Source organism: Cryptosporangium sp. NPDC048952 (genome assembly GCF_043197895.1).
Classification (GTDB): Bacteria; Actinomycetota; Actinomycetes; order Mycobacteriales; family Cryptosporangiaceae; genus Cryptosporangium.
Map to the genome: position 1 here is coordinate 267,182 of NZ_JBICTY010000002.1, position 25,868 is coordinate 293,049.

Consider the following 25,868-nt stretch of genomic DNA (forward strand, 5'->3'; position numbering starts at 1 on the left):
GGCGCGGCGCGAGATGGCGTGGCCGCGTCGCGGCGGGGTTCTATGCGGCCGCGGGCCGCATGATCTGGCGGTAGATGCGGCCGCGGAGCTCCGCGAACAGCGGGTCGGCCTTCGTGGTGACCTGGTCACGAGGCCGGGGAAGTTCCACGCGGATGTCCTCGACGATCCGCCCGGGCTTGGCCTGCATCACCAGCACACGATCCCCGAGGTACACCGCCTCGTCGATGTCGTGCGTGACGATCACGACCGTCATCCCGTAGTCGTCGCGCACCCGCAGGACCAGGTCCTCGAGATCGGCGCGGGTCTGGGCGTCGACGGCGGCGAGCGGCTCGTCCATCAACATCACCTGCGGCCGCACGACGAGCGCCCGGGCGATCGCGACCCGCTGCTGCATCCCCCCGGACATCTGCCAGGGGTACGACTTCCCGACGTCACCGAGCCCGACCGCATGGAGCGCCTCTTCGACCCGCGATCGTGTGTCTTCCCGGGACAGCCGATAGGCGCTGGTCGCCAGTTCCAGGTTCTTCGCGACGCTCATCCACGGATACAGCGACCGGCTGTAGTCCTGGAACACGACGCCGACACCTTCGGGCGGGCCGGAAACCGCCGCCCCACCCAGCGAAATCGCCCCGGAAGACGGCGACAACAGCCCCGCCACCATCATCAGCAACGTCGACTTGCCACACCCGGAAGGCCCGACCACCGACACGAACTCGCCGGGTTCGACGGTGAGCGACACGTCCGACACCGCGGTGTGCGCCGGCGCCCGCTTCGGCGTGTACGTCTTCGAGACGTCCGAAAGAACGAGATTCATAATTCCCCCAGGCCGGCACGTCGCTGCCACCGCAGCACGCGCTTCTCGAGCAGGGCCGCGCCACCGTTGAGGACGAGACCGATCACGGCGATCAGCAGGAACGCCGACCACATCTGCAGGTACTTGAAGCTCTGCTGGTTGAGCAGCACCTCGTAGCCGAGCCCCGCCGTCGTGGCGTACAACTCGGAGATGATGACGAGGATCAATGCGACGCCGATGCTGACCCGGATGCCGGTCAGAATCCGGGGCATCGCCGCCGGCACGATGACGCGAAGGTACAGATCACGACGCCGGAGCCGCATGCTGGTCGCACTCCGCAGCCAGGCCTCGTCCACACCGGTCACCCCGTCTGCGGTGTTGACCATGATCAGCCACACCGTGCCGAAGAAGATCAGGAAGATGTTCAGGCTGTCGGAGATGCCGAACACCTGCAGCGCGATCGGCAGCAGCACCACCTTCGGCGTCGCCATCCAGAACCGGATCATCGGGTTGTACAGGTCGCGGATGATCGAGTTGCGCGCGACGAGCACGCCGCCGACGATCCCGACCACGGTCGCCAGGCCCCAGCCACGGATCAGCCGCCACATGCTCGGCACGACGGTGTCGTAGAAGTGCTCGGACAGGAACGCGTGTGACGCATCGACCGACAGCCAGTCGGTTCCGAACTGCGAAGCGATCCGGGAGAGTGGCGGGAAGAAAATCGTCGGGTTCGCTCGGGCGGCGAGTTCCCAGATGATCAGGATCGCAACCAGCAACCAGGCGTTGACCAGGAATCGGAACGGGCTCCGCCGTTTCAGCCGGGGTGTGGTCACCGTTGCGGGGGCATCCATCGCGGCGCTAGTCAACGGGTGCCCACTTCACCAGAGAACGCTCGACACGGACCAGCGCGCTGTACAGGAGAACTCCCAGCGCCCCGATGAGCAGCGTCCCGGCCAGCACCACGTCCGACTGCCCGGCCTGCTGGTACGACACGAGCACGGTGCCGACCCCGCCCCGCGCCCCCAGCAGTTCGGTACTGATCAGCACCACCAGCGCGGTGCCCGATGCGATCCGGATCCCCGTGAGAATCGACGGCAACGCGGTAGGCAGCGTCACGTGCCACTGCGTGCGCCACCACGACAGCCGCATCGACCGCGCCGCGTCCACCCGCATCGGCTCGACACCGAGCACGCCGTACGTCGTATTGATCAGGATCGGCCAGACGATCGCGTACGCAGCCACCGCCAGCTTCATCGGTGTACCGAGCCCGTACAGCAGGATCGCGATCGGGATCAGCGCCGTCGACGGCACCGACCGGAACGTGTCCACCGCCAACGCCACCGGCCCGCGCAGCGCCGGGATCACGCCGGCCACCAGCCCGATCACCACGCCCAGCCCCGACGCCACCAGCATCGTCAACACCCAGGCCGTCATCGTGTCGCCGAGCCCGGTGAGAAACGCCGTATCGCCGAGCAGATCCGGCAGACGCGCGGCCACCGCCCAGGGAGCGGGCAGACTCTCCGCGAGCCCCGTGGTGACCGTCCGCAGCAGGATCCACGCCACCACGACGGTCGCCACGCCGGTCAGCCCGAGCCCGCCGACGCGGGCTCTCCGTGCGAGGTCCATTCTGTCCCTTTCAAATACGATATTCAGCCGAACACCGCAGGATGAGCGCCGAGCCGAGGGCGAGCCCCCGACCCGGCGCCGAGGTGCCTAGTGGTCGTGGTCCGCGCCCGGGAAGCGGTCCCGATCAGCCCCGTCCCGGCGCACCCGAGCGGGACCGCTTCGGGGCGCGTAGCGGGGGCTTAGCCCGCTCACAGACCCCAGTCCCAGCGGGGGAGAGCGGCGAGCTTGATGCTGAAGCGGCCCTGGTCGTCGGAGGTGTCGGCGACCCGCGTCTCGCCGCGCGACTTCACGACGTGCCGCCCGAAACTCGGCGCCAACGGCCGCCCGACGTCCCGCTGCAACCACAACCGCAGCAGGTGCCGCTGCCGACCGGGCTCCGGATGGTCGACGAACGACGTCCGGGAGTGCAGCGCCGCATAGTTGAGCAGCCACTGGATGTCACCCGGCTGGAAGTCCATGTGCAACGCGATGCCGGGCTCCAACGCGATCGTGTCGAGCAGCCGCAGCACCTCGACCTGCGCCTCGGAGAGTCGAGGAATTTCCGGGTAGTCCTGGCTGGAGAAGATCATCGGGCTACCGGCGTAGATGCTGAACGTCTGGTCCACGAAGCTGACGATCGGCGACGTGTACGTCTTCTCCGGCGCGTCGTGGTCCTGCTTGTACCAGTCGAAGTGGAACGGCTCGAGCAGCAGCGGCGCCAGGTCGGGGCGCCGTCCGAGCACCTCGTTGTAGAGCGTCGCGCCGCTGACCAGTGCGGACGCGCCCCCCTCACGTGCCGTACGCAGGCACAGCAGCGCCACCACGTCCGAGCTGTCGGAGTGGAACCGCAACTCGTCGCGGATCTTCGACCCGAGCGCCGTCGGGTCGTCCTTCCGCGTCTTGTCCGAGGTCGCGACGATGTGGTCGAGCACGTCGCCGAGCTCGTTCTGCCGCATCGGCACGCCCAGGTGCAGGCCCAGTACGAAGAAGATCGCCGCGGACAGGGCGTCGGAGTAGTGCTCGACGCGCAGCCCGCGGACCAGCGCGAACCCCCGACCGGAGTCGAGGTCACGGCCCCACGCGGCGAGGGCGGCCGCGGTGACCGGCAGGGGATAGTCGGCGGCGGTGACGGTGCGCAGGTCGGGGTCGTCGTCGACGAACCGGCGGCCCACGGCCTCCAGCTCGATGCGTTCCTGAAGGCTCAGGACGTAGGTCCACTCCTCCGGGCGGGCGGCGAGGTCGTCGCCCCGCCAGGCGGCCGGACCGTCGATCCGGCCGAGCGTTGCAAGGGTCATCGGTGTGGTGCTCCCTGTCTGAATGCGCGTCTGCCAAGGTCATCGCGCACGCCGCCCCCTCCGCGCTCTCGTCCGCCGCCGCGAGCCGCTCGGCCGCAGGGCGGCCGACCCGCGGGGCGGGGGCTGCCGTCGGCGGGCGGGCTACCGGTGTATGGCGGCACGCCCCGACCGGCGCGGGGGGCGATCGAGCCACCCGCCGGATCGGTGGCGGGTGCTCGAGGGGAGAGTGCGAACTCTGGGGTAACGGCGTGCCGCGGGCTCGGAGCCGTCAGGAACTACGGCCGTGCCGAGCCGGCCCGCGCGTGGCGCGGGCTGCGGGGCAGGTCATTCAAAACAGGATCATGATGCCGCCGACGGCGGCACCGGTCCGGATCCCGTGGCGCTTGGGAGCGCGACGCGACCGACTGGGCGAGGAGTCGACGTTGATCGTCTCGCCGCCGGACGAAATCTCGATCATGCGGTACACACCTCCTCTCGACATCTCGTGATGTGAGAGGCCATCGTGCAAATCGCAACGGCGCGGTGTCAATAGGGGAAACGCAGAAGTTACTCCGCGGATTGGTTCGGGTGCAGTGGGCGCGATGGACCCCCGTTCCGGACGAGGACTGGCCCGACGTGGGCCAGGAGTCGCACGCGGTGGTCCGGGAGGCCGTGGACGCCGGCGTCCGGGTATTCAGCAGTCCTCGAGGTACCCACCCGCGACGAAGCCCTAGCCTGGGCCGCCAAGTCCGCCGCCACCCGCACGCGGTGACGCCGGCTCGAAGCGGTCCCGTCAGGGCGAGTCGGGGCTCGCCTCTCCGGGACCGCTCGGCGGGGACTCGGCGAGGACTCGCTTCAGCACCTTGCCGCCGGCATTCCGCGGCAACTCGGCAAGGAATGCCACCTCGCGCGGCACCTTGAAGTTCGCCAACCGCTCCCGGCAGAAAGCGATCAGCGCCTCGGGCGCTGGCGACGCACCCGGACGCGCGATCACGTAAGCGCGGCCCACGGCGCCGAGCCGCTCATCCGGTACACCGATCACGGCAGCCTCCACGACGTCGGCATGATCGGCGAGAACGCTCTCGACCTCGGCCGGGTACACATTGAACCCACCGACGATGAACATGTCCCTGATCCGGCCGGTGATCGTGACGCACCCGTGCTCGTCCATGCGCCCCTGGTCACCGGTGTGGAGCCACCCGTCGGGGTCGATCGCCGCACCGGTCGCCTCGGCGTCCTCGAAGTACCCGAGCATCACGTTCGCACCGCGGATCTGGATCTCACCGTCGGACCCGGCGGGTTGCTCCGTGCCGTCGGGGGCGACGATGCGGATTTCGAGCCCCGCGACCGCCGGTCCGGTCGTCTCGGCGAGGTGCGCGGGGTCCTCGTTCGGGCGGGACTGGGTCGCGACGACGCATTCGGTCAGCCCGTACGCCTGCGCGACCTGGTCGAACCCGAGGATCTCGCGCATGTCCGTGAACAGGTTCTCCGGGACAGACGCGGCACCGGCGATCGAGAAACGCAGGCTCGCGAGGTCGTAGGTCTCGCGTTTCGGATGGTTGATGAGCGTCGTGAAGATCGTGGGCGCGCCGGGGAGCACGGTGATGCGCTCGTGTTCGATCAGGGCGAGGACGGCTTCGGGGTCGAAGGTGGGTACCGGGTGGATCGTGGTGCCGCTGGTGATCGCGGCGATGAGCCCCGCTTTGTAGCCGAAGCTGTGGAAGAACGGGTTGACGACCGCGTACCGGTCGCCCGGGCCCAGCGACGCCCCGCGCGCCCACACCTCGGCGACGCTGAGCGTCTGCCGGTGGCTGCTCATGACGCCCTTCGGCGCACCGGTGGTTCCCGAGGTGAACAGCACGTCGCACACGGTCTCGGGCGTGACCGCGTCCGCCGCCGCCTCCACATCGGCCACGGAGGTCGCCTCGCCCGCCGCGAGGAACGCGTCCCACCCGGTGGCGCCCTCCGGCACCTCGTCCCCGAGCTCGACCACGACCCGTAGATGCGGAAGCCCCGGCACCGGCACCCTTCCACTCCGCGCCGCCGCAGCGCCTTCCCCGGCCGCCCGAGCCGCCATCGCCCCCGCAGCCACAGCCGCGGCCCCCCGCAGCCCACTCCCCGCCGGTCCGCCGCTCCCCTCGTCGGCCCTCGCCGCCTCCGCGCCGGCCACATCGCCACCGTTGCCTACAGAGCGTGTCGCTCCCGGTCCGCTGGCGGCTTCCCGGCCGGCTCCGCCATCGCGCGCCGATCCGCCCATACCCACGCTGTCGGTGGCGGGCGCTCCTCGGGGCGCATCGGGCGATGCGGCGGTTCGCAGCATGCCCAAATAGTCGGCTCCCAGGAACCCGTCGTCGACGATGAGCGCGACGGCGCGGGAGCGCCGCAGGATCTGGGCCGCCTCGTGCCCACGGAAACGTGTGTTCAGGGGCACCACCGCGACGCCGAGGTACTCAGCCCCCAGCAGCGCCACCGCGAACTCGGCCCGGTTCCGCGCCCAGATCGCGACCCGGTCCCCGGGTCGCACCCCCACCGCGAGATACGCTCGCGCCGCCCCTCGGACCCGCTCGAGCAGCTCGGCGTAACTCACCCGCGCCGGCCCGTCGGCGATCGCGGTCCCCGGCCCGAACCGGGCAGCGGCACCCCGCACCAGATCCGGCATCGTGTCGACGGCCGACATCACACCTCCCTGAGCAATTGCTTGTTCGGTACGCTCAACCCATGGCCACCACGGAGTCCGTCCCGCGCTCGAAGCGGCGTGCCACGTCGGGCAAGGGGCAGGGCCGCCGCGCGGAGCTGCTGGCGATCGCGGCCGAGCTGTTCGCCACCAAGGGCTACACCCAGACCACGGTGCGAGACATCGGCGACGCAGCCGGAATCCTGTCCGGCAGCCTGTATCACCACTTCGACTCCAAAGAAGCGATGCTGGACGAGATCCTGCGCGACTTCATGGGCGGACTGCACGCGTCGTTCGCGGAGATCGTCGCAGGCGGTGAGTCTCCGCGTGCGGTCCTCGAAGGACTCGTACGATCGTCGTTCGCCACGATTCACGAGAGCCCGCACGCCGTCGCGCTGTACCAGAACGAGTCGGCGCTGCTCGCGCACCTGCCCGACTTCTCGTACGTGGCGAAGACCAGTCAGGACATCACGACGCAGTGGCTCGACGTCCTCACGGCCGGCGTCGCGTCCGGCGACTTCCGCGACGACCTCGACCCTCGCGTCACCTACCGCTTCGTCCGCGACAGCGTGTGGGGCACTGTCGGCTGGTACAAGCCGCACGGCGAACTCGCCCACGAGTCCGTGGCCGACCAGTTCCTCTCGATGCTCTACGGCGGCCTACTTCCCCAGTAGCGGCTCACGCGGGGACCTCGCGGTCACGCCAACCGCGTGGGTCGAGGACCTCGCGGATGAGGTGGAGTTCCTCGTCGGTGGGAAGGCGGGTGGTGCCTTCCACCGGGCCCGCCAGCGGGAAGTTCGTGGCGGCGCGGACCTCGGCGGCGCTCACCCCGGGGTGCAGCGAGCGGATCTCGAGGCGGCCCTCGGCGTCGTAGCCGAGCACCGCGAGGTTCGTGACGACCACGCCGAGGTCGTGGAACCGCAGCGAGGAGGTGGGGTGTGCCCGCGCCCGGTCATGTCCGACACCACACACCACGTCGACCGCCTCGACGAAGATGCGGGACGAGTGCCGTGCCACCCAGTAGTCCGTCCGGTGGTTGACGGTGTTCCCCGGCGCGCCGCGCGCCCCGATGAGCTGGCGTTTCGGCCGCTCCCAGTCGCCGATGCGGGAGATGTTCTGGTTGCCGTAGCGGTCGATCTGGCTCGCGCCCATCATGCTGTGCCGGCGCCCGGCGTTCAGCACGTCGAACACCCGCGAGAACGGCAGCCAGCCCTCGCGCGTCGGCTCGTCGCTCCACGGATCGCTCAGCAGGAACGCCTCACCGTCGGTGAGCACGAGATCCGGCGAGTGCGTCAGCCGCGCGAGCCGCGCACTGATCGTCGGCACCGCACCGACCGCGTGCGCCAACACCTCACCCGCACCGCGCCAGGCATCCGAACACGCGACCACACAAACCTCAGCCCGCGTCACAGTCTCCGTGGACGTCACACCGATGCTCCTTCCGGCACGCGGCCCTCGCGGCGCGCAGTGAATGCGGCTACGGCGCGTTGGTAGTGGGCCTCGTCGCCCGCGAGGAACTCGGCTTCGAACGTGCGCCACGAATCGGCGCTCGCCGCGGCGTCCACATAGTGTTTCTGGAATGCCTCGTCGCGCGGATAGTCCGGCACGCACGACGTGAAGTGCGCGCCGTTCGGCGCCTCCACCACCCCGTTCACGAACATCCGGCTGAGCAGCAGCGTCTGCGGTGGTGCCGTCGCGGTCAACGCTTCCGTCGGAACGACCTTCTCGACGCTCACCACGCACCGGTCCGCAGCGGCGGCGAGGAGGTCGTCGAAGTACGGATCCGGACCGAGGTACTGCGCGTTCCCGACGGCGTCGGCGCGATTCAGGTGGATCAGCGCGAGATCCAGCCGGATCCCGGGCACCGCCACGTACACCTCGTCGTCGTACGGCGACGCCACCGTCCGCAGCTCCGGGTTCATCGCGAGCACGTCGCTGGCGAGCCCGGCCCGTGTCGGCAGGAACGACAAGCGACTCGCCCCCGCCCGCAGCCCCGCGACGAACATCCCCTCGTCGTACTCGGTCACGGCGAGTCCGCGCTGCTCACGGGCCGCGCGGAAGTGCGGGTCGAGTGCGATGCTGTCGAGCGAGACGAACCCGTACACGACGCGCTTCACCTTGCCGGCGGCGCACAGCAGACCGACGTCCGGGCCACCGAAACTCACCACCGTGAGATCGGTGACGTCGGAACGCAGCACCTGCCGCACCAGCGCCATCGGTTTGCGGCGCGAGCCCCACCCGCCGATGCCGATCGTCATGCCGTCGTGAAGCTCCGGAGTGAGGTCGCTGACCTGCATGGTCTTGTCGGTCATCAGTTCCTGTCTCAGACGTGGGCCAGCAGGCGACAGCGGTGCTCGCGCGACGCGCCGAACAGCTGCGCGGTGGCGTGGGCCCGCTTGAAGTAGAGGTGGGCGTCGTGTTCCCAGGTGATCGCGATACCGCCGTGCAGCTGGATGGTTTCGGCGGCGACGGCGTGGAACGCGTCGGAGCACCAGGCTTTGGCGAGGGCCGCTCGCAGCGGGAGTTCGGCCGGGTCGGCGCGGGCTGCCGCCCAGGACATCGAGCGGGCGCTCTCGACGGCGACGAACATCTCGGCCACGCGGTGCTTGAGCGCCTGGAACGAGCCCAGGGGGCGGCCGAACTGGACTCGTGTGCGGAGGTGCTCGACGGTTCGTTGCAGGCATTCTTCTGCCGCGCCGACCTGCAACGCGGTGACAGCGACCGCGGCGACGTCCGCCACGTGCGTGAGCACCGGGGCGGCGTCGAGGATGAGGGCGGTGGCCGGGGTCCGGTCGAACGTCAGGGTCGCGAAGCGGAGGGTCTGGTCGAGGGCTGCTGTCCGTTCGCGGGCGATCCCTTCGTGCACTTCGAACAGTCCGACGCCCTGCGCGGTGCACGCCGCAACGATGACGACGTCCGCGTCGACGCCGTCGAGCACGAGCGTCGCGGTGCCACTCAGGATCCACGCGGGCCGGTGAGCCTCCGGAGGCGCCGTCCGCGCGGCGGAGCTCGCGAGCGTCGGCGTAACACTTGCGGCGGCTGGGACCGTCGCTGGCCGAGCGGCGAGGGCGGCGGTCGGGGTGGCCGCTTCCGTGGGTGTGGCCACCACGTCGGAGGTGTCGGGGCACCAGTGGCCGGTGGTGTCGGCCCAGGCCAGGGCGGCGAGCGTGGTGCCGGCGGCGATGCCGGGGAGGAGGCGGGCGCAGGCTTCGTCGTCGGCGGAGGTGAGGATCGCCTGGGCGGCCAGGACGGCGGAGCCGAGCAGGGGAGAGGGCACGAGCTTGGCGCCCAGGCGTTCGAGGACGACGTGGGTTTCGGCGAGGGAGTAGCCCGCGCCGCCGTACTCCTCGGGGATTGCCAGGGCGGCCGCGCCGATCTGGTCGCACAGGGTGCGCCACAGCGTCTCGTCGTAGCCCCGGGGGGTTTCCAGGATCTCGCGGGGGTCGACGGTCTGGGCGCGCCGGGCGACCAGGCCGTCGACGGCCTCGGCGAGCGCGAGGTGTTCCTCGGTGGGGCGCGCGTCCATCGGTCAGCTCCCGACCAGGGAGTCGAGCACCCGCGCCCGGTGGTACGCGGGTGTGCCCCACGCGCCGATCAGCGCCCGGACCCGCAAGATCCACCGGCTCAGATCGAGTTCCTGCGTGTAGCCCACCGCGCCGTGCAGCTGCAGCGCCGTCCGGGCGGCCCGGTGCGCCGCCTGCGAAGCCAACACCTTCGCCGCCGAAACCTCCCGCCCCGCAACCCCGTGCGCGCTGGCGTTTACGGCATGAGCCGCGCCGTGGAGGAGGGGGCGCGCGAAGTCCAGGGCTACTTTCACGTCGGCCAACGCGTGTTTGACGGCCTGGAACTCGCCGATGGGGCGGCCGAACTGGCGGCGGGCCGTGACGTAGGTGACCGTGTCGTCGAGCAGGCGCTGACCGGCCCCGACCAGCCACGCCGCGGTGGCGAGCACCACCTCGTCGAGGGCCCGCTCGGACACCACCCCGACGATCTCGCCGGGCGCGAGCAACGCGAGCCGTCGCGTCGGATCCACCGACTCGACGGTGTGGTCCACCCGGGCGGCGAAGAGCGTCCGCCCGGTGAGCAGATACCGGTGCGTCGCCGTGGCCGCATCCACGGCGTAGGGGGAGTGCGGCGGCGCGGCGACGCTGACCCGCGCCGTGCCCTTCGCCAACTCGGTGAGCACCGCGGCGTCGACCGGCAAGGCGGGCGCGAGCGCCACCGACTCCAGGTACGGCCCGGGAACCCCGTGGTACCCGAGCCGCTCGCACGCCACGGCCAGATCGAGCGGCGTGCCATCGGTACCGCCGAACTCGTCGGGCACGCGTAACCCCGTGACGCCGAGCTCAGCCAGCCGCCCCCACAACCGGATCCCGTCCGACGTATCGCCCGAAGCCCACAGCCGGCACACCCCGGCGACGTCCGCCGACCCCAGCACCCCATCGATCGCCCCCGCGAACGACACCTGCTCCTCGGTGAGCGAGAACCTCATCCGCGAGCCCTCCGATCGTCACCCCGGGGCAGCCCGAGCACCCGCTCGGCCACGATCGTGCGCTGGATCTCGTTCGTGCCCGCGTAGATCGGACCGGCCAACGCGAACAGGTAGTCGTCGGTCCACGGACCGGTGACCTCCTGGTCCGGGCCGAGCACGTCGAGTGCCGTCTCGTGCAGCGCCACGTCCAGCTCGGACCAGAACAGCTTGTTGACGCTGCCCTGCGCGCCGGACACACCGCGCTCCACGGCGTCCCACGTGTAGTAGCGGTAGGCCTGGGCCCCGATCCACGCGTCGGCGACCCGATCACGCAGGTCCGGCGCGGATCCCCGTTCGTGCCACAGCCCCAGCAGCCGGTCGGCCGCGGCGAGGAACCGGCCGGGCGCCCGTAGCGAGAGCCCGCGCTCGTTTCCGGCCGTGCTCATCGCCACGCGCCAGCCGTCGCCGACCGCGCCCAGCACGTCGGCGTCGGGCACGAACACGTCGTCGAGGAAGATCTCGGCGAAACCGGGGTCGCCGTCGAGCTGCGGAATCGGACGCACGGTGACGCCCGGCGCGTCCAGCGGGAACAGGAAGTAGGTCAGGCCCCGATGCCGGGCGGCGGAAGCGTCCGTGCGGAACAGCCCGAACGCGTTGTCGGCGAACGGGGCCCGGGAACTCCACGTCTTCTGGCCGGTGAGCACCCACCCGCCGCGGACGTCGTCACGGGTCGCCCGGCTGCGGAGGCCGGCGAGGTCACTCCCGGCCTCCGGCTCCGACCACGCCTGCGCCCAGACCGTGGTGCCGTCGGCCATCGCCGGCAGCAGCCGGTGCTGCTGCTCGGGGGTGCCGTGCGTGAACAGGATCGGTGCGAGCAGCGAGATGCCGTTCTGGGAGATCCGCGTCGGCGCCCCCGCCGCGTAGTACTCCTCTTCGAACAGCACCCATTCGACGAGGGACGCGTCGCGTCCGCCGTATGCGTGCGGCCAGGCCACGACCGACCAGCGTGCCGCCGCCAGCTCGCGTTCCCAGGCGCGGTGGGCCCGGGCACCGTCAGGTGTGTCCATCGACGGCAGCCGCCCGGGCGAGTGCACCCGCAGCCATTCCCGCGCTTCCAGCCGGAACTCCTCCTCCGAATCCGTGAACTCGAGCCCCGCCACGTCACCGCGCAGGGGCGCCACCCGCCCGAAGTAGTCGGGGTCGCTCAACCCGTCGGGGTCCCCGAAGAACACGGTCATGAGTCCCTCGCGGCGGCCCTGTTGGTGGCGGCCATCGAGCGGGCGTCCAGGCCGGCCAGCGAGTCGGTGGAGACCTCGGCGTTGTGGGCGTGGGCGGCGTGGTGGAGGCCGAAGACGGAGTCCATGCCGACGCGCAGGCCCTGGGTGTCCTCGGCCTGGTTGACGGCCTTCTTCGCCAGCGCCAGCCCGAGTCGGGGCATCGTGGCGATCCGTTCGGCCATCGTGAACACGAATCCTTCGAGCTCGTCGCGCGGCACGACGTGGTTCACCATGCCGAGCGCGAGCGCCCGGGCGGCGGGGAACCGGTCCCCGGTGTAGAGGAACTCCTTCGCCGCCCGAGGGTTCATCTGCCACGGGTGCGCGAAGTACTCCACGCCCGGGATGTTCATCCGGACGACCGGATCGGCGAAGAACGCGTCTTCGGACGCGACGATGAAGTCGCACGACCACGCGAGCATCAACCCACCGGCGATGCACGCCCCCTGCACCATCGCGATCATCGGCTTGGGGATCTCCCGCCAGCGGCGGCACATCCCGAGGTAGACCTCCGACTCCCGCGCGTACCGGGAGTCGACGCCCTGCTTGTCGACGTGGTCCCACCAGATCACGGCGCGCCGGTCGAACGACTCGTCGATGTCGCGGCCCGGCGTGCCGATGTCGTGGCCGCCGCTGAAGTGTTTCCCGGCCCCGGCCAGCACGATCACCTTCACCGCGTCGTCGTCGACCGCCTGGGTGAACGCCGAGTCCAGAGCGTAGGTGACCTTCGAGTTCTGCGCGTTCGTGTACTTCGGACGGTTCACGGTCACCAGCGCGACCGGCCCACGCACCTCGTACGTGACGACCGGTTCGCCGTTCTCCTGAGCCGGCTCGAACGTCGTCATGGGAACGTCACTCCCTCGTCTGCTGGGTGCCGCACACGCTACCAACCAAGTGCTTGGTGGGATAGGGTCCGGACATGGACGCCTTCCCCGAGGAGGCCCCGTTCCGGAAGGAAGTCCGGACGTGGCTCGCCGACAACCTCGTCGGAGAGTTCGCCGCGTTGCGCGGTCTCGGCGGATCCGGCTCCGAACACGAGGCCTATCCGGAGCGCATCGCCTGGAACCGCCACCTCGCCGCCGCGGGCTGGACCTGCCTCGGCTGGCCCGAGGAGCACGGCGGCCGCGGTTTCGGGCTCACCCGCCAGGTCGTCTTCCACGAGGAGTACGCCCGGGCCGACGCACCCGCACGGGTCAACCACCTCGGCGAAGAACTGCTCGGCCCGACGCTCATCGCGCTGGGCACCGAGGCGCAGAAGAAGCGCTTCCTACCTCCGATCGTCGAGGTGCACGAGCTCTGGTGCCAGGGCTACTCCGAACCGGACGCCGGCTCGGACCTGGCGAACGTGCGCACCCGGGCCCGCCGCGAGGGCGACGACTGGGTGATCCACGGGCAGAAGATCTGGACCTCACTGGCCCAGCACGCCGACTGGTGCTTCGCCGTCGTGCGCACGGAACCTGGCTCACGTCGTCATGCCGGCCTTTCGTATTTGCTGGTGCCGTTGCGGCAGCCGGGCGTCAGCATCCGACCGATACGCCAGCTCACCGGGACGTCGGAATTCAACGAAGTGTTCTTCACCGACGCGCGCACGCGCGCCGACCTGGTGGTGGGAGAGCCCGGCGACGGGTGGCGGGTCGCGATGGCCACCCTCGGGTTCGAGCGCGGGGTGTCGACGGTCGGGCAGCAGGTGGGGTTCGCGCGCGAGCTCGCCGAGATCGTGGCGGAGGCGCGCGCCAACGGCACGTTCGACGATCCGCTGATCGCCGACCGGATCGCGACCGCGAAGCTCGGCCTGGAGGTGCTGCGCACGCACGCGCTGCGGACGCTGGCCGGCGAGCCGCCGCCGGGCGCGGACAACGTGCAGAAGCTGCTGTGGGCGCGCTGGCACCGGGAGCTGGGCGAGCTGGCGATGGAGGTGCGTGGGGCCTCGGGGCTGACGGTGGGGGCACCGTACGTGCCGGATCGGCTGCAGTCGATGTTCCTGTTCTCACGGGCCGACACTCTGTACGGGGGGTCCGACGAAATTCAGCGGAACATCATCGCCGAGCGCGTGCTCGGCTTGCCGAAGGAGCCCCGTGCCTGACTACGTCTCTGGTCATTCGCTGCTGGCCGGGCGCACCGTCGTGGTGACCGCGGCGGCGGGCGCGGGGATAGGTGCGGCGGTGGTGCGGCGGTGCCTCGAGGAGGACGCGCGGGCCGTCGTGCTCGGAGATATCCACAAGCGTCGGTTGGACGCGGCGGCGGAGGAATTACGCGCTACCTTCGGTGACGATCGGGTCGCGGCGGTGCTGTGCGACGTCACCAGCGAAGACGACGTGGAGGGGCTGTTCGCGGCGGCGGACGCGTTCGGCGGGGTCGACGTGCTGGTCAACAACGCCGGGCTCGGTGGTACCGCGTCGATCCTGGAGATGACCGACGAGCAGTGGTCGAAGGTTCTGGACATCACGCTGACCGGCACCATGCGGTGTACGCGAGCGGCCGGTCGGCGCATGGTCGGTCGCGGGGGTGTGATCGTGAACAACGCGTCGGTCGTCGGCTGGCGCGCGCAGGAAGGGCAGGCGCACTACGCGGCGGCGAAAGCCGGCGTGATGGCGCTGACCCGGTGCACGGCGCTCGACCTCGCGCCGCACGGCATCCGGGTCAACGCGGTGGCACCGAGCCTGGCGATGCACCCGTTCCTGGCGAAGGTCACCAGTGACGAGGTGCTGGCTTCGCTGACGGCCCGGGAGGCGTTCGGGCGGGCGGCGGAGCCGTGGGAGGTCGCGAACGTGGTGGTGTTCCTCGCGTCGGACTACTCGTCGTACCTGACTGGTGAAGTGGTGTCGGTCAGTAGCCAGCATGCGTGATGGGAGGGGCGGAATGCCCGAGGCGTACATCGTCGATGCTGTCCGCACACCCGTCGGGAAGCGGGGTGGCTCGCTGGCGGGCGTGCACTCCGCGGACCTCGGCGGGCACGTGCTCTCCGCGCTGATGACGCGCGCCGACGTGGACCCCGGTGCCGTGGACGACGTCATCTTCGGCTGTTGCGACACGATCGGCTCGCAGGCCGGCGACGTGGCGCGGACGGCGTGGCTGGTGGCGGGGCTGCCCTCGCACGTGCCCGGCGTGACGATCGACCGGCAGTGCGGGTCCTCGCAGCAGGCCGTGCACTTCGCGGCGCAGGGGGTCATGTCGGGCACTGCGGACCTCGTGGTGGCCGGCGGCGTACAGAACATGTCGGCCATCCCGATCTCGTCCGCGATGACAGTGGGGACGCAGTTCGGGTTCACGACGCCGTTCGCGGAGTCACCGGGGTGGGTGGCGCGCTTCGGTGAACAGGAGGTGTCGCAGTTCCGGTCCGCGGAGATGATCGCGGAGAAGTGGGACATCTCGCGGTCGGACATGGAGGCGTTCGCGCTGGCGTCGCACGAGCGGGCGCTGGCCGCGATCGACGCGGGGCGCTTCGTGGACGAGATCGCGCCGGTGGGGGACTTCGCTGTCGACGAGGGGCCGCGCCGGGGCACGTCGCTGGAGAAGATGGCGGGGTTGGCGCCGCTGCGCGAGGGCGGGCGGTTGACCGCGGCGCTGGCGTCGCAGATCAGCGACGCGGCATCGGCGATGCTGGTGGCGTCCGAACGGGCTGTCGCGGAGCACCAGCTCACGCCGCGAGCCCGGGTGCACCACATTTCCGTGCTGGCCGACGATCCGGTGTGGATGCTGACCGGGCCGATCCCCGCCACGCGCCGGGCGCTGGAACGCACGGGGCTCGGCGTCGACGACATCGACCTGTTCGAGGTGAACGAGGCGTTCGCGTCGGTGGTGCTGGCGTGGGCGTTCGAGCTGGGCGTCGACCTCGCGCGGGTCAACGTGAACGGGGGAGCGATCGCCCTCGGGCACCCGATCGGGGCCACCGGCACACGCCTGATGACGACGATGCTCTCCGAGCTCGAACGCCGGCAGGGCCGCTACGGCCTGCAGGTGATGTGCGAGGGCGGTGGCCAGGCGAACGTGACGATCCTCGAGCGCCTCTGACGGGCCCCTCAGCTCAGAGAGGCGCGGAGCGTGCGGAGAGCCCCGGCCAGGGCGGCGCGTTCACGCTCGGTCAGCACGCTGAATCTCGCCGCCAGCTCGGCGTCGAACGTGGGCAGTGCCTTTTCGATGGCCTCGGTCCCCTCCGGGGTCAGTTCGAGCACCGACGAGCGGCGGTTCTTCGGGTTGGGGTGGCGGGCGCAGAACCCGCGCTTCTCGACCCGGTCGACGGACTGGCTGGCACCGCCGACCGTGATGCCCAGCGCCTCGGCCACCTCCTGCACGCGGCAGTCGGGGGTCCGGTCGATGACGCGCAGCACGTCGAGCATGCCGACGGTCAGGTCGTGATCGGCCCGGATGCGGGCGTCGACCGCGTTCCAGAGCAGCACCTCGGTGCGGATGACGTCGTCGAACAGATCGCGCAGGTTCACGCCGCCACAGTACCTTGCCGCTTAGGTTATTAGCGCTAATGTAGTTGTCATGACTCACGCGGTGCGGTTCAACGAATACGGCGATGTCGACGTCCTGCAGGTGATCGACGTGGAGAGGCCCGTGCCGGGGGCCGGTCAGGTGCTGGTCGAGATGCGGGCGGCGTCGATCAATCCCGGTGAGGCGAAGATCCGGACGGGAGCCCTGCACGCGCTCTACCCGGCGACGTTCCCGTCCGGCGAGGGGAGTGACCTCGCCGGCGTGGTCGTCGAGGTCGGGGCGGGCGTGACGGAGTTCGCGGCCGGCGACGCAGTGCTCGGGTTCACCGACCTGCGAGCCAGCCACGCCCAACTCGTGCTCGCGTCGGTGACCGAGCTCGCCCCGAAGCCGGCGGAGCTGTCGTGGGAGGTGGCCGGGTCGCTGTACGTCGCCGGTTCCACGGCGTGGGCGATGGTGCGGGCGGTCGACCCGAAGCCCGGTGACACCGTGGTCGTCACCGGTGCGGCCGGTGGGGTCGGGTCGCTGGCGGTGCAGCTCGCACGGCGCGCGGGGGCGCAGGTGATCGGGGTCGCGGGAGAACGGAACCACTCCTGGCTGTCGTCCCTGGGGGTGGTGCCGGTGACCTACGGCGGCGACATCGCCGCGGCCATCCTCGCCGTCGGGAAGCCCGACGCACTGGTCGACGTGGTGGGCGAGGGATATGTCGCGCTCGGCGTCGAGCAGCTGGGGATCGCGCCGGAGCGGATCGACACGGCCAACGACTACGCGGCCGCCGCGCAGTACGGCGCGAAGACCGACGCCAACGCCGAGGGTGGCCGGATCGAGGTGATCGCGGAGCTCGCGGCGTTGGCGGCGAGCGGCGAGCTCGAGGTGACGATCGCCGCGACCTACCCGCTGGCGCAGGTACGCGACGCGTTCCGCGAGCTCGAGGGTGGGCACACCCGCGGAAAGATCGTCCTCGTCAACTGATCGCGTGGTTCGCAGCGGTGAGATGGGTGATGGCGTCGGCGACGATGCCGGCGATCAGCTCCTCGCACGACGGCAGGTCGTCGATCATCCCTACGACCTGCCCCGACGCGAGCATCCCGGCGTCCGTGTCGCCCTCCACGAGGCCCGCGCGCAGGAGCATCGGGGTGTTCGCGGCGAGCATCGTCTGCGTCCAGGTGCGGTCGCGTTTCATCGCCCGGCCGTCGGTGAGCAGCGCACGCCACGTCGAGGAGCTCAGGCGTTTGTAGGCCATGGTCCGCCGCGCGGTCCGGAACGCGCGGCCCAGCCGCCCTTCGTGTTCGAGGCCCTCGATGTAGGACGTGCGCAGCAGGCGGTGCGGCATGCCGTCGGCTTTCGTGGTCACGACGGTGCCGTCGAGGCCGTAGCCCAGGTAGACCTGCTTGACCGAGTCGGGCACCGCGCTGTCCCGCGTCAACAAAAAGCGAGTGCCCATGCCGACGCCTGCCGCGCCGTAGCCGAGCGCCGCGGCCAGGCCGCGGCCGTCGAAGAAGCCGCCCGCCGCGACGACCGGGATGTCGACGGCGTCGAGCACGGACGGGAGCAGGAGCGTCGTGGGTACCGGGCCGGTATGGCCGCCGCCCTCGCCGCCCTGCACCATGACCAGGTCGGCGCCCCAGGAGGCGACCTTCCGTGCGTGCTTGGCCGCGCCCACGGACGGCATCACGACGACGCCGTTCTCCTTGAGCTTGTCGATCAGCGCGGGTTTCGGGGCGAGTGCGAAGGATGCGACCCGGACGCGGTGGCGGATCAGCAGGTCGATGCGGGCCGGGGCGTCCGACGCGTCGGCGCGGAGGTTCACGCCGAACGGGCGGTCGGTGCGTTCCTGCACTTCGAGGATGGCCTTCTCGAGGTGGTCGAGGGTCATCGTCGCCGAGGCGAGGATGCCGAGCCCGCCGGCTTTCGCGGTGGCCGCCACCAACCGAGGCCCCGCCACCCACCCCATCCCGGTCTGCACGACCGGATGCTCGACCCCGGTGATCTCGGTCAACGGCGTCCGGATCCGCGTCATCGCGGTGTCTTGCCGTCGCGGACGAAGGCGTCTCGGTGTTCGTCGGCTACGCCGGCGAGGTTGAGTTCGAACGTGAAGCCCTGCTCGAAGCGGTAGCTGCGGTGGACGTCGATCGGGTCGATGCCGTTGAGCGCCTCTTTCGCCGCTCGGATCACCCGCGGATCCTTCGCGGCGATCTCCCGCGCCAGCCCGAGCGCGGCCTCGTCGAGCGACGAGCGCGGCACGGTCTCCAGCACCGATCCGTGCTGCACCAGCGCCGTCGCCGGGATCGTGCGACTGGTGAAGTACAGCGTCCGCATGAGGTGTTGGGGCACGAGCCGCGCCAGATGCGTGGCCGCACCCAGCGCCCCACGGTCGATCTCCGGAACCCCGAAGTAGGCGTCGTCACTCGCGACGATCGAGTCGCAGTTCCCGACCAGCCCCACGCCGCCGCCGAGGCAGAACCCGTTCACCGCCGCGACCACCGGCACCGGGCACTCGTACACCGCTTTGAACGCGGCGTAACACCCCTTGTTCGCGCCCAGCAACGCCTCGAACCCCGACGTGCGCTGCATCTCCTTGATGTCGACGCCGGCGTTGAACCCCTTGCCCTCCGCGCGGAGCACGACGACGCGCACGTCCGGACCTACGGACAACGACGAGGCGAGCTCGAACCACGCGGCCACGGGTAACGCGTTGACCGGCGGAAAGTCCATTGTGACGACCGCGATCGCGCCGTCGACGAGGTCTGTCGAGAGAGGCATACGGCGTCCTAACCTAGCGATTGCTTGGTAGGTTAGCAGGATGAGCGGCATCCTCGAGGGGCGCGTGGCGATCGTGACCGGGGCGGGACGAGGACTGGGTCGCGCGCACGCGTTGGAGCTCGCGCGGCAGGGCGCGAAGGTCGTCGTCAACGACCTGGGCACGAGCGGCGCGGGCGAGGGCGCGTCGACCAGTCCCGCCGAGGAGGTGGTGGAGCAGATCCGTAGCTCCGGCGGCGAGGCGGTCGCCAACGCGGCGGACGTCGCCGACTTCGCCGCCGCCGAGGCTCTCGTCGAACAGGCCAGATCGACGTTCGGCGCGCTGGATGTGCTGGTGAACAACGCCGGGTTCGTGCGCGATCGGATGCTCGTCAACACGTCGGAAGAGGAATGGGACGCGGTGATCCGCGTGCACCTGAAAGGACACTTCGCGCCGCTCCGGTTCGCCGGGGCGTACTGGCGGCGGGAAGCGAAGGCCGGGCGGGCGCGGGCGGGGCGGATCATCAACACGTCGTCCGGGGCGGGGCTGCAGGGAAGTGTCGGTCAGGGGACGTACTCTGCGGCGAAGGCGGGGATCGCGGGGTTGACGCTGGTGGCGGCGTCGGAGTTGGCACCGTACGGGGTTACGGTGAACGCGATCGCGCCGTCCGCGCGGACCCGGATGACCGAGGGGCCGTTCGCTGCGACGATGGCCGCGCCGGAGAGCGGGTTCGACCGCATGGATCCGGCGAACGTGTCGCCGGTGGTGGCGTGGTTGGCGTCGGTGGACGCCGGGGACGTGACCGGGCGGGTCGTCGAGATCGAGGGTGGGCGGATCTGCGTCGAGGACGGGTGGCGGCACGGGCCTGCCGCCGAACTCTCGTCGCGGTGGGACGCCGCCGCCGTCGGCCCCGCGTTGCGCACCCTCTTCGCCCAAGCCCCGACTCCGGAACCGCCGTACGGCGCCCGCGCATGACCGAGCCCGGGTCCCCCCGCATGAGTCCGCCGGCCTGACGCCACCGGCATGCGCCGCCCGCGGCCCACTGCGCGCGGCCCGATCAACCCATCGGAACCGGAGACCACTGCGGGTGCTTCGCGAGGCGCCCGTCCCCGGACGACGTGCCGTGCAGTCGACGGTTCACCCACGGTACGACGTGCTCCCGGTAGTACTGCGCGGTCGTCCGTGCGTTCCGCAACGCGGGCGGCTCGGAAGGTGCCGGCGCAGGCACCGGCCCGTGTCCCAACGCGTGCAGTACGAGCCCGGCGATCCGCGCGTGCCCCGCACTGTTCAGATGCAGCCGATCAGCCGACCAGTACTGCGGCTTGCGCACTTCGTCGTCACCGAAGCCGTTCACGAACGTGAGCCCGTACCGGGCGGCGATCGTCGCGGTGCCGACGGTCAGCGCCGCACCACGACGCCGCACCAGCCGGCCCAGCGGCAGCTGGGCGGTCGGGTCGGCGCCGCTGAGCAGCACGAGCCGCACGCCGGCGTCGGCGCAGCGCCTGGCGGCCCGGTCGGTCAGCGCGAGCAGGTCACCGATCTTGATACCCGGCCGCAGCATGTCGTTGCCGCCGCCGTTGAGCGTGAGCAGGTCGGGGAGCGGGTCCAGCGACAGCGCCGCGTCGAGCTGCTCGGTGACGATCGGGCGCAGCAACCGCCCGCGGATCGCCAGGTTGGCGTACTCGACGGGCTCGTCGAGGGCCGTGGCCAGCCCTTCCGCGACCCGGTCGGCCCAGCCCCGGACGTTGCCGTCCGGTAGCGGATCTCCGACGCCCTCCGTGAAACTGTCGCCGATGGCCGCGTAACGCATGTTCGTATTGCAGCACGCAACGGATCGGAGTGCGGCAGCCGGGTCATGTCGCGTCGAACACAGTCACGGCCTTGAGCCGGGTGAAGCTCAGCAGCTCCTCCCGGCTCTCCTCGCTGCCGAGCCCGGACGCCTTCCACCCGCCGTACGGCACCCCGGCGAAGTGCTGCGACGTGCCGTTGACCCAGACGAAGCCCGCCTCGAACGCGGCCGCGAGCCGGTGGGCGCGGCGCAGGTCGTCCGTCCACACGCTGGCGGTCAGCCCGTAGTCGACCGCGTTCGCGATGCGGAGCGCCTCCTCCTCGTCGCGGAAGCGGAGCACGGACAGCACGGGGCCGAACACCTCCTCGCGCGCGATCCGCATCGACGGGTCGACGCCGGTCAGCAGCGTGGGCCGGAAGAAGTGGCCGGTGCCGGAGGGCCGGGTGCCGCCGGTGAGCAGCCGCGCGCCGTCCGCGACCCCGCTACCGACCAGGTCGGTGACCCGTTGTCGGTGGGCCGCGGACACGAGTGGCCCCATGCCGGTGTCCGGGTCCAGCGCGGGGCCCACCCGGATGGCCGCCATCAGGTCGGCGACGCGCGCCTCGACGGCGTCGGCGACGGCCTCGTGCAGCAGCAGATGGGAGGTGGCGATCAAGCGGGAGGTCTACGCGCAGCACCCGTGGATCGCGCGCTCGCTCTACCGCGCGTTCGACGCGTCCCTCCACCTGGCGTACCAGGAACTGTTCCATCGCAACGCGCTGAAGGTGATGCTGCCGTGGCTGGAGGACCACGTCGCAGAGACCGTGCGGACGCTGGGGGACAACTGGTGGGGCTACGGTCTCGAGCGCAACCGGACCGCGCTCGACACGATCGCCCGCTACTCGTTCGAGCAGGGACTGGCGCGCCGCCGGTGGCAGCCCGAGGAGATCGTGCTCGGAGGTGCCGCCGACGGGTCACTGGTGTGAGTACCGGTCGGCCATCGCCGCGAACAGCGCGCGGGGCGTCCACTCGGTCTCGTCCACCATCGTGACGACGCCGTACGAGCCGAGTTGGTCCGCGCTGAACCGTGCGAACGTGAACCACAGCGCGGTGTCGACGCCCTCGGCCTCGAAGACGTCGGACAGTTCGGTGAAGTACCGGACCTGCTCGTCCTCGTCGGGCTCCGCGCCGTCGGGCACGGTCCAGGCCATGCCGCCCCGGTCCCCGGCGCCGCGGTAGGGGCACGTGCCGAACTCGACGACCGCCACCGGCTTGCCGTGGCCGCCGTGGCCCCGGACCTCGTCGACGAACGAATCGGCGTTGTACGCGGCCCGGTACGCGTCGACGCCGACGATGTCGAACGGCGACCAGTCGATGAACTCCCACGGGCCGGCGGCGTAGGTGATCCGCCCGCCGAAGTGCTGCCGAACCGCTGCGGCGGTCGACGCCACGAACGGGTTGAGCCGTTCGATCAGGCCCACCCAGTCGGTGTCCGGGGAGCTCAACGTCTGCAACCGGTCGAGATACGTCTCACCGGGCAGGTAACCCGGGCAGAACGCGGAGATCTCGCACCCCGCGACGAACACCACCTCGGCACCGCCGCGCCGCAACTCCTCGGCGTCCGCCGCGCACTCGGTGAGCACCGCCGTGACGTCCGCCGGCGCCAGGTCGACCGGGAACGGGGCGTACCAGACCTCCAACCCGAGGGCCGCGGCTTCGGCCGCCGCCAACCGAAGCCGCGCCGGGTCGCCGCCGGACACCCGCACGACATCACAGTGGAGGTCGCGAGCGATGACCGCCAGGTCGCGCCGGACGGCATCCAGCGAAAACTGAGGCCGGGACAGGTGTTCCAGGAGGAACCCCGTGTCGTAGTTGATCCCCCGTGCGCGCATGTCACAGCCCTTCCGTTGACAATCCGTGTTCCAACAGATCAAAGGCAATGTCGACGTCAGTCGCGAGCGACGAACCGGCCTCCGCGAGCGATGCACCGGCGACCAGCCGACCGAAGAACGACTCCTGCAGAGCGAGCACCGTCGCGCTGATCTGCGCCGCGGCCAGCGTCGCAACGGTCGGCGCGAACTCGGCCGCCAGTGCGGCGGTCAGTGCTTGTCGCTGCTGGTAGAGCAGGCCGTTCGCGGCGGCGCTCAGGGCCGGGCTGTCGAACATCACCCGCATCCGGGTGACCAGCGCCGCCGGGTCGAAATCGGGGTCGACGCTGGTGGCCATCGCCTGGAAGTGCGCGCGCAGCGCCTGCAGCACCGACTCGTCCGCCGGGCGCCCCGTCACCACGCCGGCCAGGTCGTCGTCGGCCACACCGCCCAGTACCAGCGCTTCCTTGCTGGGGAAGTAGCTGAACAGCGTGGCTTTGGCGACCTCGGCCGCCGCGGCGATCTCGTTCACCGTCACCGCGTCGTAGCCGCGCTCGGCGAACAATTCGAGCGCCACCGCCGCGATGCGCGCCCGCGTCTGTTCCTTTTTGCGTTCCCGGAGCCCGGCCATGCTCGCCACGGTACCTGAACCGAGTCTGAAATCGAACCAGGTATGGAAATCGGGGCCTTCACTTTCGGCAGTAGGCGCGCCCGACCCTCGTCGGTAGCGTCGGGCCGGTGAGGAGAGTTGCCGGAGACGTGCTGCTCTGGCTCCTGCTGTCTGCACTGCTGCCGATGAACGGCGAGCGGATCAGCGACGGCAGCTACGTCAACGGGCTGATCGTCGCCAGCGTCGTCGTCGCGGTGGCGGTCGGCGTGCGCCGGGTCGCGCCGCTCGCGGCGCTGGTGCTCACCGGTGGCTTGCTGGCCGCGGACGTGTGGTTGTTCGGCCCGTTCGTCGGGCTGTCGTTCCTCGTCGGACGCTCGGCGGCGCGTCCCCGCCCGACACTCTGGACGTTCGTCGCGCTCGGCGTCGCCACACCGCTGCTCACGCTCGCCCGGACGGTGCTGACCGGCGGCGACCGCTGGTACGCCTACTACCTGATCGCCGAAGTGGTGTTCTGCGGCGTCTTCCCGTGGCTGGTCGGGCGTTATCTGTGGCAGCGGCGGGAGCTCGCAGTCGGCGGGTGGGCGCTCGCCGAGGAGCTGGAGCGGGGTCAGGCGCTGATTGCGGAGAAGGCCCGGCTGCGGGAACGCACCCGCATCGCCGAGGACATGCACGATGCGCTCGGTCACGAGCTGAGCCTGCTCGCGCTGCGTGCCGGTGCGCTGGAGCTCGACCCGACGCTCGGGTCGTCCCAGCGAGCCGCCGCTGCGGAACTGCGCGTGGGTGCGGCCGACGCTACCGAGCGGTTGCGTGCGGTGATCGGCGTGCTGCGCACGGATGCGGCGGCTCCGTTGGAGCCGGTCGAAGAGTCCCTGGGTGCACTGGTCGATCGCGTCCGACGCGCCGGTCTGGTCCTCCACTTCGATATCGACGAAGGGCAAGCGGCGAACAGCGGGTTGCCGCCGCTGGCCGATCGCGCGGTGTACCGGGTCGTCCAGGAGGCCCTGACCAACGCCACCAAACACGCCCCCGGCACCCCGGTGACCGGCCACCTCACCCAGGACACCGATTCGGTGACAGTCATCCTCTCCAACCCCCTCGCCGAGGGCCGCACGCCGGCCGGCGGCGACGGCGGCGGCAGTGTGGGCAGCGGGTTGGTGGGGTTGGCGGAGCGGGTGCGGTTGGTGGGGGGCACGTTCTCCGCGGGGGAACACGACGGGGAGTTCCGGGTTCGGGCTACGGTGCCGCGGGAGGCGGTGGGGCCGGCGCCGGCGGGGGTCACGGAATCGGCCGGGCGGCTGAAGACCGCGCGGCAGCGCACGCGCCGCGGGCTCGTGCTCACCGTCGTGGTGCCCGTTCTGGCGGGGGTGTTGCTGGTCGGCGCCGTACTGGCCGCGTACGTCGTGGAGACCACGGCGTCGGTGATCGACCCGTGGGACCAGCTGCGCATCCACCTCGGCCAGCCCGAGGACGAGGCCCGCGACATCCTGCCCACCCTCCAGGTCACCGAACGCCCGGACGTCGTCGAGCCCCCGAGGCCGCCCGGCGGCGAGTGCGTGTACTACAACGTCAGCGGCAAGCTGTTCCCGCCCGTGCGGGACGTGTACCGGGTGTGCTTCGCCGACGGCGTCGTCGCGGCGATCGACCTGATTCCCGGAACGAACGCGAGGGGGAACGCCCGATGATCCGCGTCCTGGTGGCCGACGACGAGGCGATGATCCGCGCCGGTGTCCGGGCGATCCTCGCCACCGACCCGGACGTCGATGTCGTCGCCGAGGCGTCGAACGGCCGCGAGGCGATCGAGTCGGCCCGGGCCCACCGCCCCGACGTCGTGCTGCTCGACGTCCGCATGCCGACGCTGGACGGCCTGGCCGCCGCGGAGGAACTGCAGCGGGCCGTTCCCACCTCCGCCGTCCTGATGCTGACGACGTTCGGCGAGGACGAGTACATCGAACGCGCGCTCCGGGCGGGTACCGCCGGCTTCCTGCTGAAGTCCGGCGACCCACGCGAGCTCCTGGCCGGTGTGCACGCGGCGGCGGACGGGGCCGCGTTCCTCTCCCCGAAGGTCGCCCAGCGCGTGATCCAGGCGTGGACGTCGGCCCGGACCAGCGGCGCGGCCGCGGCGCGCGAGAAGGTCGCGGCGCTCACCGAGCGGGAGCGCGAGGTGCTCGCGCTGGTCGGCGCCGGGATGAGCAACGCGGCGATCGCGAAGGAGCTGTTCCTGGTGGAAGGCACCGTGAAGGCCTACGTCAGCCAGATCCTCACCCGCCTGGACGTCCGCAACCGAGTCCAGGCGGCTCTGCTCGCGTACGAAGCGGGGCTTGAACGTCGTGGTGGGTCATAGCCCCCCACGACGTTCA

The 25,868-nt window shown here is 71.0% G+C and carries 28 protein-coding genes; 9 read left to right on the forward strand and 19 right to left on the reverse strand.

Features of this window, described 5'->3' with window-relative positions; genetic code table 11:
* Positions 1-40: 40 nt before the first annotated feature.
* From ACGFY5_RS09395 to ACGFY5_RS09420, 6 genes are all read right to left on the reverse strand, one after another.
* Positions 41-814 carry an ABC transporter ATP-binding protein gene (locus tag ACGFY5_RS09395; protein WP_392719112.1) on the reverse strand — a complete coding sequence of 258 codons (774 nt, stop codon included), beginning with the start codon at positions 812-814 and terminating at the stop codon, positions 41-43.
* Positions 811-1,626, reverse strand: a complete 816-nt coding sequence (locus ACGFY5_RS09400) for an ABC transporter permease (protein ID WP_392719113.1) — start codon at positions 1,624-1,626, stop codon at positions 811-813. Before ACGFY5_RS09400 ends, ACGFY5_RS09395 begins: the two co-directional genes overlap by 4 nt.
* A 25-nt stretch (positions 1,627-1,651) precedes the next feature.
* On the reverse strand, positions 1,652-2,419 hold the full coding sequence (locus ACGFY5_RS09405) for an ABC transporter permease (protein ID WP_392719115.1): 768 nt from the start codon (positions 2,417-2,419) through the stop codon (positions 1,652-1,654).
* A 188-nt stretch (positions 2,420-2,607) separates the two neighbouring features.
* Positions 2,608-3,693 (reverse strand): TauD/TfdA family dioxygenase, encoded by a 1,086-nt coding sequence (locus tag ACGFY5_RS09410; protein ID WP_392719117.1) that lies wholly within the window; start codon positions 3,691-3,693, stop codon positions 2,608-2,610.
* A gap of 328 nt (positions 3,694-4,021) precedes the next feature.
* Positions 4,022-4,150: a hypothetical protein gene (locus ACGFY5_RS09415; RefSeq protein WP_392719119.1), complete on the reverse strand. Its 129-nt coding sequence runs from the start codon at positions 4,148-4,150 to the stop codon at positions 4,022-4,024.
* A gap of 315 nt (positions 4,151-4,465) precedes the next feature.
* On the reverse strand, positions 4,466-6,349 hold the full coding sequence (locus ACGFY5_RS09420; protein ID WP_392719120.1) for an AMP-binding protein: 1,884 nt from the start codon (positions 6,347-6,349) through the stop codon (positions 4,466-4,468).
* A gap of 41 nt (positions 6,350-6,390) precedes the next feature.
* On the opposite strand from ACGFY5_RS09420, the gene ACGFY5_RS09425 reads away from it, so the two are divergent.
* The gene (locus ACGFY5_RS09425; protein ID WP_392719121.1) at positions 6,391-7,020 is read left to right on the forward strand and encodes a TetR/AcrR family transcriptional regulator; all 630 of its coding nucleotides are present in this window, start codon (positions 6,391-6,393) and stop codon (positions 7,018-7,020) included.
* Positions 7,021-7,024: 4 nt separating this feature from the next.
* On the opposite strand, the gene ACGFY5_RS09430 is transcribed toward ACGFY5_RS09425, so the two are convergent.
* Genes ACGFY5_RS09430 through ACGFY5_RS09455 form a run of 6 tightly spaced genes read right to left on the reverse strand, consistent with a single transcriptional unit; the run spans position 7,025 to position 12,936 of the window.
* Positions 7,025-7,774, reverse strand: coding sequence for a CoA-transferase subunit beta (locus ACGFY5_RS09430; RefSeq protein ID WP_392719122.1), 750 nt, complete (start codon positions 7,772-7,774; stop codon positions 7,025-7,027).
* Positions 7,771-8,658 (reverse strand): CoA transferase subunit A, encoded by an 888-nt coding sequence (locus tag ACGFY5_RS09435; protein ID WP_392719123.1) that lies wholly within the window; start codon positions 8,656-8,658, stop codon positions 7,771-7,773. The genes ACGFY5_RS09430 and ACGFY5_RS09435 overlap by 4 nt, the downstream gene beginning before the upstream one ends.
* An 11-nt stretch (positions 8,659-8,669) precedes the next feature.
* Positions 8,670-9,872: an acyl-CoA dehydrogenase family protein gene (locus tag ACGFY5_RS09440; RefSeq protein ID WP_392719124.1), complete on the reverse strand. Its 1,203-nt coding sequence runs from the start codon at positions 9,870-9,872 to the stop codon at positions 8,670-8,672.
* Between the two features lie 3 nt (positions 9,873-9,875).
* Complete coding sequence (locus ACGFY5_RS09445) at positions 9,876-10,838, reverse strand: acyl-CoA dehydrogenase family protein (protein ID WP_392719125.1); 963 nt, start codon at positions 10,836-10,838, stop codon at positions 9,876-9,878.
* Positions 10,835-12,055, reverse strand: coding sequence for an acyl-CoA dehydrogenase family protein (locus ACGFY5_RS09450; RefSeq protein WP_392719126.1), 1,221 nt, complete (start codon positions 12,053-12,055; stop codon positions 10,835-10,837). The genes ACGFY5_RS09445 and ACGFY5_RS09450 overlap by 4 nt, the downstream gene beginning before the upstream one ends.
* Positions 12,052-12,936, reverse strand: a complete 885-nt coding sequence (locus ACGFY5_RS09455) for an enoyl-CoA hydratase (protein WP_392719127.1) — start codon at positions 12,934-12,936, stop codon at positions 12,052-12,054. The genes ACGFY5_RS09450 and ACGFY5_RS09455 overlap by 4 nt, the downstream gene beginning before the upstream one ends.
* A gap of 74 nt (positions 12,937-13,010) precedes the next feature.
* Between ACGFY5_RS09455 and ACGFY5_RS09460 the strand changes: the two genes are divergently transcribed.
* From ACGFY5_RS09460 to ACGFY5_RS09470, 3 genes are read left to right on the forward strand one after another with little or no spacing between them, the layout of a single operon-like run.
* Complete coding sequence (locus ACGFY5_RS09460; RefSeq protein ID WP_392719128.1) at positions 13,011-14,174, forward strand: acyl-CoA dehydrogenase family protein; 1,164 nt, start codon at positions 13,011-13,013, stop codon at positions 14,172-14,174.
* Complete coding sequence (locus tag ACGFY5_RS09465; RefSeq protein ID WP_392719129.1) at positions 14,167-14,937, forward strand: SDR family oxidoreductase; 771 nt, start codon at positions 14,167-14,169, stop codon at positions 14,935-14,937. The genes ACGFY5_RS09460 and ACGFY5_RS09465 overlap by 8 nt, the downstream gene beginning before the upstream one ends.
* 13 nt (positions 14,938-14,950) lie before the next feature.
* Positions 14,951-16,102, forward strand: coding sequence for an acetyl-CoA C-acetyltransferase (locus tag ACGFY5_RS09470; protein ID WP_392719130.1), 1,152 nt, complete (start codon positions 14,951-14,953; stop codon positions 16,100-16,102).
* 8 nt (positions 16,103-16,110) lie between these two features.
* On the opposite strand, the gene ACGFY5_RS09475 is transcribed toward ACGFY5_RS09470, so the two are convergent.
* Positions 16,111-16,530, reverse strand: coding sequence for a MarR family winged helix-turn-helix transcriptional regulator (locus ACGFY5_RS09475; RefSeq protein WP_392719131.1), 420 nt, complete (start codon positions 16,528-16,530; stop codon positions 16,111-16,113).
* A 49-nt stretch (positions 16,531-16,579) separates the two neighbouring features.
* On the opposite strand from ACGFY5_RS09475, the gene ACGFY5_RS09480 reads away from it, so the two are divergent.
* On the forward strand, positions 16,580-17,497 hold the full coding sequence (locus ACGFY5_RS09480; RefSeq protein WP_392719132.1) for an NADP-dependent oxidoreductase: 918 nt from the start codon (positions 16,580-16,582) through the stop codon (positions 17,495-17,497).
* On the opposite strand, the gene ACGFY5_RS09485 is transcribed toward ACGFY5_RS09480, so the two are convergent.
* Both ACGFY5_RS09485 and ACGFY5_RS09490 read right to left on the reverse strand, forming a co-directional pair.
* Positions 17,490-18,545, reverse strand: a complete 1,056-nt coding sequence (locus ACGFY5_RS09485; RefSeq protein ID WP_392719133.1) for an NAD(P)H-dependent flavin oxidoreductase — start codon at positions 18,543-18,545, stop codon at positions 17,490-17,492. The genes ACGFY5_RS09480 and ACGFY5_RS09485 overlap by 8 nt on opposite strands.
* On the reverse strand, positions 18,542-19,288 hold the full coding sequence (locus ACGFY5_RS09490) for an enoyl-CoA hydratase family protein (protein ID WP_392719134.1): 747 nt from the start codon (positions 19,286-19,288) through the stop codon (positions 18,542-18,544). Before ACGFY5_RS09490 ends, ACGFY5_RS09485 begins: the two co-directional genes overlap by 4 nt.
* A gap of 40 nt (positions 19,289-19,328) precedes the next feature.
* Here ACGFY5_RS09490 and ACGFY5_RS09495 point away from each other — a divergent pair, with 40 nt between their 5' ends.
* Positions 19,329-20,240: an SDR family oxidoreductase gene (locus ACGFY5_RS09495; RefSeq protein ID WP_392719135.1), complete on the forward strand. Its 912-nt coding sequence runs from the start codon at positions 19,329-19,331 to the stop codon at positions 20,238-20,240.
* Between the two features lie 82 nt (positions 20,241-20,322).
* Here the strand turns inward: ACGFY5_RS09495 and ACGFY5_RS09500 are convergent, their stop codons facing one another.
* Both ACGFY5_RS09500 and ACGFY5_RS09505 read right to left on the reverse strand, forming a co-directional pair.
* Positions 20,323-21,075, reverse strand: a complete 753-nt coding sequence (locus tag ACGFY5_RS09500; protein ID WP_392719136.1) for an SGNH/GDSL hydrolase family protein — start codon at positions 21,073-21,075, stop codon at positions 20,323-20,325.
* A gap of 43 nt (positions 21,076-21,118) precedes the next feature.
* Positions 21,119-21,709: an aldehyde dehydrogenase family protein gene (locus ACGFY5_RS09505; protein WP_392719137.1), complete on the reverse strand. Its 591-nt coding sequence runs from the start codon at positions 21,707-21,709 to the stop codon at positions 21,119-21,121.
* On the opposite strand from ACGFY5_RS09505, the gene ACGFY5_RS09510 reads away from it, so the two are divergent.
* A complete protein-coding gene (locus ACGFY5_RS09510; protein ID WP_392719138.1) occupies positions 21,699-22,019 on the forward strand; it encodes a hypothetical protein in 321 nt (106 codons plus the stop codon). The two genes, ACGFY5_RS09505 and ACGFY5_RS09510, sit on opposite strands and share 11 nt — an antisense overlap.
* Here the strand turns inward: ACGFY5_RS09510 and ACGFY5_RS09515 are convergent.
* Both ACGFY5_RS09515 and ACGFY5_RS09520 read right to left on the reverse strand, forming a co-directional pair.
* Entirely contained in the window at positions 22,008-22,925 is a 918-nt protein-coding gene (locus tag ACGFY5_RS09515; protein WP_392719139.1) for a hypothetical protein, read from the reverse strand. The genes ACGFY5_RS09510 and ACGFY5_RS09515 overlap by 12 nt on opposite strands.
* Position 22,926: 1 nt before the next feature.
* A complete protein-coding gene (locus ACGFY5_RS09520) occupies positions 22,927-23,532 on the reverse strand; it encodes a TetR/AcrR family transcriptional regulator (protein ID WP_392719140.1) in 606 nt (201 codons plus the stop codon).
* Between the two features lie 107 nt (positions 23,533-23,639).
* Between ACGFY5_RS09520 and ACGFY5_RS09525 the strand changes: the two genes are divergently transcribed.
* Positions 23,640-25,193 carry a sensor histidine kinase gene (locus ACGFY5_RS09525; protein ID WP_392719141.1) on the forward strand — a complete coding sequence of 518 codons (1,554 nt, stop codon included), beginning with the start codon at positions 23,640-23,642 and terminating at the stop codon, positions 25,191-25,193.
* Complete coding sequence (locus tag ACGFY5_RS09530; protein ID WP_392719142.1) at positions 25,190-25,852, forward strand: response regulator; 663 nt, start codon at positions 25,190-25,192, stop codon at positions 25,850-25,852. The genes ACGFY5_RS09525 and ACGFY5_RS09530 overlap by 4 nt, the downstream gene beginning before the upstream one ends.
* Positions 25,853-25,868: the final 16 nt, after the last annotated feature.